The organism is Sulfitobacter sp. HI0129 (genome assembly GCF_001635395.1).
In the GTDB taxonomy this organism is placed as follows: domain Bacteria; phylum Pseudomonadota; class Alphaproteobacteria; order Rhodobacterales; family Rhodobacteraceae; genus Sulfitobacter.
Genome location: NZ_LWGH01000420.1, coordinates 1 through 8328, shown reverse-complemented (window position 1 = coordinate 8328; position 8328 = coordinate 1). Strand labels below are relative to the sequence as shown.

10 protein-coding genes are annotated in these 8328 nt (G+C 60.0%); all 10 read right to left on the bottom strand.

Annotation, left to right across the window (positions count from 1 at the left end):
* Positions 1-17: 17 nt before the first annotated feature.
* The 10 genes from A3764_RS11295 to A3764_RS11250 all read right to left on the bottom strand — a co-directional run bounded on the left by A3764_RS11295 (position 18) and on the right by A3764_RS11250 (position 8250).
* Positions 18-500 carry a hypothetical protein gene (locus A3764_RS11295; protein WP_150120635.1) on the bottom strand — a complete coding sequence of 161 codons (483 nt, stop codon included), beginning with the start codon at positions 498-500 and terminating at the stop codon, positions 18-20.
* A gap of 128 nt (positions 501-628) precedes the next feature.
* Complete coding sequence (locus A3764_RS11290; protein ID WP_067920499.1) at positions 629-817, bottom strand: hypothetical protein; 189 nt, start codon at positions 815-817, stop codon at positions 629-631.
* A complete protein-coding gene (locus A3764_RS11285; protein ID WP_067920501.1) occupies positions 814-1158 on the bottom strand; it encodes a DUF6527 family protein in 345 nt (114 codons plus the stop codon). The genes A3764_RS11290 and A3764_RS11285 overlap by 4 nt, the downstream gene beginning before the upstream one ends.
* Positions 1155-1364, bottom strand: a complete 210-nt coding sequence (locus A3764_RS11280) for a hypothetical protein (protein WP_067920502.1) — start codon at positions 1362-1364, stop codon at positions 1155-1157. The genes A3764_RS11285 and A3764_RS11280 overlap by 4 nt, the downstream gene beginning before the upstream one ends.
* Positions 1365-1458: 94 nt before the next feature.
* The gene (locus tag A3764_RS11275) at positions 1459-2148 is read right to left on the bottom strand and encodes a glycoside hydrolase family 108 protein (RefSeq protein ID WP_067951597.1); all 690 of its coding nucleotides are present in this window, start codon (positions 2146-2148) and stop codon (positions 1459-1461) included.
* A gap of 125 nt (positions 2149-2273) precedes the next feature.
* Positions 2274-3029 carry a hypothetical protein gene (locus A3764_RS11270; RefSeq protein ID WP_067920506.1) on the bottom strand — a complete coding sequence of 252 codons (756 nt, stop codon included), beginning with the start codon at positions 3027-3029 and terminating at the stop codon, positions 2274-2276.
* The gene (locus tag A3764_RS11265) at positions 3026-5116 is read right to left on the bottom strand and encodes a hypothetical protein (protein WP_067920508.1); all 2091 of its coding nucleotides are present in this window, start codon (positions 5114-5116) and stop codon (positions 3026-3028) included. Before A3764_RS11265 ends, A3764_RS11270 begins: the two co-directional genes overlap by 4 nt.
* A gap of 13 nt (positions 5117-5129) precedes the next feature.
* Entirely contained in the window at positions 5130-7289 is a 2160-nt protein-coding gene (locus A3764_RS11260) for a phage tail protein (RefSeq protein WP_067920510.1), read from the bottom strand.
* The gene (locus tag A3764_RS11255; RefSeq protein ID WP_443069089.1) at positions 7268-7681 is read right to left on the bottom strand and encodes a DUF6950 family protein; all 414 of its coding nucleotides are present in this window, start codon (positions 7679-7681) and stop codon (positions 7268-7270) included. Before A3764_RS11255 ends, A3764_RS11260 begins: the two co-directional genes overlap by 22 nt.
* Positions 7669-8250, bottom strand: a complete 582-nt coding sequence (locus tag A3764_RS11250) for a hypothetical protein (RefSeq protein WP_067920514.1) — start codon at positions 8248-8250, stop codon at positions 7669-7671. Before A3764_RS11250 ends, A3764_RS11255 begins: the two co-directional genes overlap by 13 nt.
* Between the last annotated feature and the right edge of the window lie 78 nt (positions 8251-8328).

Genomic DNA, 8328 nt, shown 5'->3' with positions numbered 1-8328 from the left:
CAAACGCTGAAATTGCATCAGGTATCCAGTCCACGAAGCCGTTCCCAAATCAGTACAAGAGACACTGCGAAACGGTCGAGGTTCGCGACGAACAAGCAGGCGTAGAAGACGGAAATGGTCGCGTAACTATAGACGCCTGTGCTTGATGGTTGGACCTGCATGATTGAATAGACAAGGTTCGCGTAGAAGATGACGGCCCCGACGCACGTGGTCCCGCGCACGATAGGCGTCCACATCATTCCCGCCCCGTTGATCTTCACCGCAATGGCGTAGAGAACGCCGGAGGCCATGCCGAGAAGGCCAAGCACGCGCCATGCGGGGCCAAACCCCCAGCCTTCTACGCTGGCCCGCAGATAGGCGAACGCCGCCGACGAAATGGCGCTGTCAGATCCCCATACCAGCAACCATAGCCCCCAGCCGAACACCGCCGCCGCCGCGAAGTATTCTATCGTAGCCAGCCGCACGAAATGCGGATCGGGTGAGCGCGTCACGTCAGGCACACCCTGCATCATGGCCCAGCACGACAGCCGTTCCCGCCTGCCCCACGCTATCGGGCGTGTCAGGATGCGGGAGGGCTTCTGCCAGCCGGTCAACGGCCCCGGTGAAGTCGGGGCCACAGAACGCGGCGTCACTCCCGCGCACGCAGCCGGTCGCGCCAAGCAGTATCAGCATCGCTATCGCGTATCGCATCGCCTATGGTCCTTTCGCTGTTCTGTCGGTTGATTTCGTCGCGCAGGTGGTCGTCGCGGTCCAATAGCCAGTAGGCCCCGAGGGTGAGCGCCAGCAGCGCCAACACCGTGATGACAATGCGGGTCATGTCTTGCCGCCCCAGTCTGGCAACTCAACGTTCTGCCCAGCCAGCGCGTGGGTGCAATCGTTCAGAAACTGAATGCGCCCATCGGTGACAAATGAGTGGCAAACCAACGGTGCGGGCGTGATTTTCTCACCTGCCATAATCCGCGCGTGCTGTTCGTCGGAGATAGGCACTGTGCCATTTACCAAGACGGAAGGCGAGAATGTTGGGTTGTCCCCGTCGCCATTGAAGGTCCATCCGCGTGAACCGTCCACGGTCACATGGTGCACCTGATTGCAGCCGGGGCATTTGAATGCCACCTTGCCACCTTCAAGCCGCCGCAGCTTCGATCCAAGCGCGCTCATGCGCCCAGCTTCCGGCGGATGCCGATGAGGCCGAGGCCAGTTGTCACCAGCATGGCAGGCGACGTGTCCGTGCCGATCATGTTGATCAGGGCGTCAGGCCCCCAGCCCAGCGGGTTTGCCTCATGAATGCCCAGCAGGACGCCGCAGGCGATGGAGATAAGTCCCGCCCAGAAGGTCAGGCTTCGTGGCTTGATGTACTCACGCATGGCAATCCTTTCAGCGCAGTAGCGCGATGATGGCCGCCGCTCCAAGGACGACGATCAGGTGAATGATGAAGGTGACAAGATACGGGTCCATACGTCACCGCCCGAACAGCGCACGCAGCGCCGAGATGATGCCCGCCCAGAAACTGGATGGACCGTTCGCCCGTGCGCCGGAACCGTCCTTGAGGATCTTCGGGGCTGGGATGAGCTGAGCCTTGTTCGCAAGCATCGTGGCCCGGTCGATCACGCCATGGTCGCCTTCCTGAACGCCTTCCCACCGGCCCATGACGCGGCGGGTCCAGCCCTTCCCGAAGGTCTTCCACAAGAGCGCGTTCGTCCTGCGGTGCCGGATGCGCTTCATGAACGCGATCCGGTCGCGGCACAGACGCTCTATGACCTCGCCAGCGGGCATTGCTTCTACCGCCGCCAAGGTCTCCATGCCGATGATACCATCCTGCCGAACGCCAACGATGCGTTGCAGGTATTCAGACGCCCGCTTGACGCCCGAGTTAACCGCGAAGTCGTACACCGCATAATCAACGCCGGAAGGCAGGCGGTCGCCTAACACCTTGTCCCAAAACTGCGTCTTATAGATTGTGTCGCGCTCGGTCGGGGTGATGTACCTGACACTGCGCCGGGCCAAGCCGATCAACTTGCGGTAGGCGTCATAGGTTCGCTGGATGATGCCCATGTTGGTGGCCCCGCCCGGGTCTTTGCGGTTGTTCACATACCCGCCTTCGTGAGCAAGCACCCAAGGCTGGACGATAGAGAAATTCTCGCGTGTCATTCGCTAACCCCATGATTTGTGAAGATTGCGGTCACGACGCCACCATGCGTAGGCGCAGATCGTCATGTCCCAGCCCGTCAGCCAGCGGCAGAGGCGGCGGCTGACGGCTTCGCAGAGGGGGAGCATTAGATCACCAATGAGAACTGGCCCATCAGCGCCTTCATTTCAGAATACGCATCATCAAGCTGTATTGGGTTAAGGGCTTTCGATGCAAAAAGCGCTGCGGCAATTTTGGATGCGCCGTCAAACCCAGACCCTACGTTTGGCTGGCCGATCCGCACACTTTGGGGAAGCAGGATGTTGTGTCCCGACCCGGTGACGGCGGTCTGCGCTGTTGCGATGTCGTTTCGTTGGCGGTAAACCATGCCGCCAGATGGCGAAAAGGTCGCTGCTCGAAACTCGAATACAGAATTCGACCGCGCAAGACCGCCATTCAAGTCAACCTGCGGCCCGCCTTGAAAGTTGTAGGATGTAAGTGGTTTTGCGGCATCTGAGGATTGCCCTAACGCAATCCCCCTTTTCCCGTCTGCTGGGAATGAAAACGTGCCAGCTTCGATATTGCTCACGCCACTTACCGCCGCAGAAACTGTGATGATCGTACAGCCGCTCAGGCCAAATAGATCATCATCAGTGAATGGAGCCTCCATAAAGTTTGATCCGTTCGCCACCATATGGTCAACATCATACGCGCCGCCCGTAGCCGTCAGGCTCCGACCGTTGCCAGAAAGGTCATCCACGCTAGAGCCACCAAAGGCATCTGACGCATGATAGTCTGTGCCGAGAAGGTATCCTGCGTAGAGTGCCCCACCTAACCGTGGCAAAGGCGTATATTTACCAAGCTGGCCGCCGGTGCCGCCGATGTTGATCTTCAAAATGGTCATAGAATTGTCTCCTCGCAGGCAACAAGCCAGTTATGGAGCGGATACGCCGCCCCGGCAGGGTCAAAGATTTCATGGTCGCCTTCGCTGTCGCGGACGCAGCCTTGCAGTTTTCCCAAATTGCTCCCGTCTGTCACACCGATCCATCCATATCGGAAAGTGGCGGGCGTTCCGCTTGCGACCTCGATTACGAGCGTATCGCCCCACGCTACTGTGATAGAATTGATTGTCAGTGCAGTGCCGCCGCTGTCCACAATTTGCACACCGCTATCCTGCACGTCAGGGAAGGCAGCGTTGTCGATTACCAGCGGCGTCCGGCTTTGGATGTCCATCTTAACCATCACGAAATTGCCTTGCTTCCATGCAGACAAGGGAGCGACGGGTCGCGGCTTAATCCCATCCACTAGCCATCGTTTCATGGCGCGGCCAAGGTAAGCACCCTTCAATAGCTGCCCATAGGCGCTATAGTGAATGTTGGACAGGCTCACATAGGGGATATGGTATGACGGGCCGACCAGACAGAAATAGTCCTGTTCCTGAGCAAGTTGCAGTTGTGCAAGCGCGATGGCAGGCACCACAGAGCCATCCACGGGCGCGGGCGTAGGGCCGGGAACAATCGTATTCATTTGATTGATAAACACCGGCAAGGGGCGCGCGAGGCCGTAGGTTTGCGCCTGTGCCTCCAAATCGCTTCGGAGTGTGGTATTCAGGGTAACATAGGCGGCCTGAGTGGTGCCGTTGTTTTGGTTGCTTTCACCAATATCAAGAAGCAACGCAGCTACACTAAAAGGTTGTCCCGCAGTGTTGGCAACACTTGACCCAAGGTTCATAGATTGTGCCATATCGTTAAAAGCAGTAGTGCCAGAGGCAATCCCAGCCTCAATGGTTGCCCCCGGTGCAGAGTGGTTAGCAAAAAACATTGCCGCTTCATCGGCTGAGAGGTCAACGCCCTCTTCATCCAGCATGAATTGCGAGAATGCCTTTGCGGCACCGGACGCTGATGTTTCCCCAATGGTGCCGTTAGCGAATTCGCTTAGTGCTGTAAAAGCGCCTCGAATTGGGGTCGTCCGCGCATCATTTGGCCGAACACCGCCGATAAACATCTTAGCCCAATCGCTGCCAAATGTGGAAATTACGGGGGTTGCGTCGTTGCCGTGGGAGTTGGACTGCCCCATGCAAGCAGCCATCGCCACGCCGGATAAAAGCTGAATGCTATCCCAAATGCTGTCACGCGGCTCGAAAACACGGGACGTGCGGACGCTGGACGCCTTACTCCCCGCTGCATCCGCACCGCTCCCGCTGATTGACGGGTGCCGAATATGGTCCGCATCAATCTCACAGATAAGATTTCCGTCCCCATCTACGATAGCGAAGGAGCTTCGACCAGAAGCGTCATTTGAGATCGGCACAACTTTGGCCGCGCTCTCCTCAATCGACTTTTCCATTTGGTGAATTAGAGGGTGATCAATGCGCGAAGCGTCAACTCGGGCAACTTCATTTCCATCGTCATCTGTCAGAACAAATTCTGCGCGCGGGTGCGGTATTTGCTCATAAGCGTCAATCTGCTCCTTGTTCGCCTTACGAGCCACCTCGGCCTGCAACGCCCCCTGATCCTCAGAAACCACCCAGGCAATCGCATCGGTGCCAAGCGTCGAGACTTCGGAGCCTGTGTAGAACGTCTTACCCGCTCCCGCCGTGCCACCTGTGACGTAAACCGCAGCGCCCTGCACCTCGCCCGCCGCGTCCATATCAGCAGCCCGCGACCACGCACCGGACGCCGAGACATAGATGCCGTTTTCCGCCGCCGTGCTTTGGTTCTTCACCAGTACCCGGCTTGCGCTTGTGGCCACGCCGTCGATTGTTTGCTCGCCCGATAGCGTGATGTTCGCCGTGGTGGCGCAGGCGGCAGCCTCTTTACGGGTGACGCCGGAGATAGCCGTTCCCTCAACTGCGGACACCCTGCCATCAACACCCACGATGTCATCGAAAAGGCTTTTGAGCGGCGCGTTGATGCCGTTTGCAAGGTCTTCAACTTTGGCGTTTTTTTCGTTCGTACCAGTGGTGCGTAAAAAAAAGTAAGGTGCTGGCATGTTTAATTATCCCCTAAACGGATGGGTTGGTTACTGCTGTGACGCTCGCGGTGAACGCTGATACGTTGGTGTAGTCGCCACGAGAGCGGGCGAAGTAGTAGCGGCGCTGGTTGTCAGCCAAGCCGGATTCCGTCACGTTCACGCGGCTATTCTGTGCGGTGTAGATTGGAGGGCCGAGAGCGGTCGCAGCGTTCACGTCGTCTGTGTCCGATCCGAAAATTTCCATGGCCCGAAATTCCGGGTCATTCGGCGCTGTGAAGCTGGCGGTGATTGAGTTGCTGCTGCCGGTCGCAGCGCCATCAACGGGGATATCCAGATTGATCGTGACCGCAGGGATGACGCCTGTGACCTCAACCCAATCGGACGCGCCGCCGCTGCTGATGGCCCGAACACGAATGTCATATGTCGCACCGGTCGTGACGTTGATGAAGCCGAAGACCTTGCCAGCCGCATCGCGCACGTCGCGGTCGATGAACCCCCCGGTCGTGTAGGCACCACCCCCGAGGCGGTATTCGTATTCGTAGGACAGTACGATGGAGGGCGACGGATCGAAGGCGAACCGGATGCGGGGGATGATCGGCCCGCCGGTCTCCATATTGACGCCATCGCCAACCGTGACCGCGATAGCCCCCGGGGGCTGCGTGGCCGCGCGAGTGCCGTCGTATGGTTCGTGATAGACTTCTTCCTCATCGACCTGCGGGTCGTATGCGTAGACCTCCGCCCCATGGCCCACCAATGCGGCTGGCATCCGCAGAGCCACGCCTTCGTTTTCCCCGAGGGGGTCAAGGCCGGGATGGATACCCTCAACCTCGTAGACCCCATCCAGCGCGTTGTAGGGCGCAGGCAGTGCGATGCTGACGGTAGACCCGCCGATAAGGTCGAACGCCTCTGGGGGTAGAGAACCGCCCGTGATCCGGCTTTGCCGCCGCAATCGCAGCCCCGCAATCTTCCTCACGCGCATGGCCTGCGTGGCGCTGCTGCAAAACGGCAGGTCCAAGGTCTTGACCGTCGGAACGCCGCCATCTTCAGTCAGCGCGTCGGGGATATTCCACGGCTGCAAATCTGCCGTCTCATATCCGCGTTCCGGGGCGAGGTAGGACACGCGCAACTGGTTGACCAACTCAGCGCCCGGCAGCATGTCGGGAAACTCGATTCCGTCGCCAAGAAGATAATCCAGCGTCAGGGCGGGCGCGCGGTACTCCCCCGGCGCATATCCCAGCGTGCCACCCACTCTGATGAAGTCAGCCGCCCCGCTGACCATCAGCGGGTTCAACTGGTCCTCAATCTCCCCATCATCGAAGCGAACGGTTCCGGCGGCGATGTACCTCGGCTCTGTCGTGCCATCCTTTTTCGCTACCTGCTCATCGCAGACGTTCGGGCCGTAAGCGTCGAAGGACTCGTGTAACTGGTCAGGCTGGTAGGACCGCACCGGGTGGTTCACCAAGGCGTCCCGCACGCAGAGGGCGTGGTTGTCGCTCCACGCCGTGGTTCCGGTGCGCGGGTCGAATACCAGCGAAAACTTCCCCTCGACCTCCACCAGAGGCGGAGAAGCGGGCCAGCGTTCTTGCCGTTTCCCCGGGTCGCCCGCCTTGATCTTCAGCCAAACGACGGTCAGTCCCGACCAAATGTCGGATGCCTTCCAACCGTCTTCATCGGTGCCCGCTGCATAGCCCGCTTCGGACAGGAATAGCGCCGGGGGGGCGGTATGATCGCCCCGGCTGATCCAAACGTTCAGATGGCCGTTGAAGGGATCATTTGTCGCCGTGGCCCCCGGCCCGGAGAGGTCGAAGGCATCGCCGCTCAGGATGACTTCGCGCTTATCCAGATGCAGGGTAAAGTTTGGCAGGGCCGAAGCCCGGGAATTGAGTATCCACGCGCCGTAAATGTACTCCCCCTTGACCGGCAGGCCCGCCGGGGTGCCCGTTGCGCGGGTCAGGCCATAGACAAAGCGGACGGCAGGCTCCGTGGTCTGTTGGGCCAATTCCCTCGCGGTATCCTGCGCCGTAGGCTTCTTGCCAAACACCGCAGTGAAGGCCGCGTTGATCAGGGCAGATACACCGAATTGCACGATGGAGCTGGCAATGGTCCCCGCCGCTGCACCGAAGCCGAGGGCTGTGGCGGCTGAAGTCAGGGCCGTCGTAGCAGACGCAATCAGCGCAGAGACGAAGGGCACGTCCAGCCTTTCAATATCGTCGCCGGGGCAATCGTCATTCCGCTCTCCGTCTTGATGGCGAATTCACCGGGTTGGATGCACAGGCCCAAGGCTGCGCCGAACGCGTCCGCGCTTTCGATCAGCGCTAGGTCGCCGGGGCCGGGGCTGTCCGTTCGGGGCAGGTCAAACGTGGCATCGCACCAGCCCGCGTATCCGCCAAACCGATTGAGAATGCGCGCCGCGCCCAGTGCCGTTTTGTAGGTGTGGCTGGCGGTCGCCAGAGAATCGACGCCGTGAAGTCGCGCGAAGGCCACACAGGCAACCGTGCAGTCTTTCCGTAGACCCCACGCGAATGGCTCTCGCATGGCGCTGAGACAGGCTGACAGCGCCTGCTGTGGTGTTACTCGGGCCACCGCTGGGGGTTGTACAGATGCTTGTTCGCGTTCTGGACGTGCCGCCCCGCCGTATCGGTCGGGTACTGGGCAATCTGCGCTTCGTAGCTATGTGTCACAGAGGCCGCCGACCGGGCGCTGGGGCCGGTGCCGAGGCCCAGAACCATGTCATGCATCTGGTCCTCTCCGTTGCGTGTGAGCGTGCCTGACCGGCTGTCGAAGTACCCATTGAACAACTGCACCGGCTCTTGCGCCAGCACGTTGCCCCCCGGCTCGGTCGTCACTCCGAACCAGACCGTCACCGTTCGGTTGCGGATGATCTTGCCCCGCTCTGCCAGCATCCCCTCGATAGTCGCCGCCACGCGAACGCTCGCCTCCGATGTGGCGATGCCGGTGCTTTCCTCAGGTGCCTGAAACTGCACCAGCTTGCCCGCGCCAAGCCACGATTGCCCATTCCACGCCAGCGTCCCCACACCCGTATGGATGCGCACTGTCTCCCCCGGCCAGTCGGCATAGGTGAGCAACACCGGATAGAAGTGCCCGGTCAGCGCCTTGATAAGCGCTACCGAGGCCCCGCGCTTCAGGACCATGGGTTAACTTCCATCCAGCCGTCAGGATATTCGTCTTCAAAGACCTCGCGAAAGTCCCATTGGAAACCGTAGTCCCCT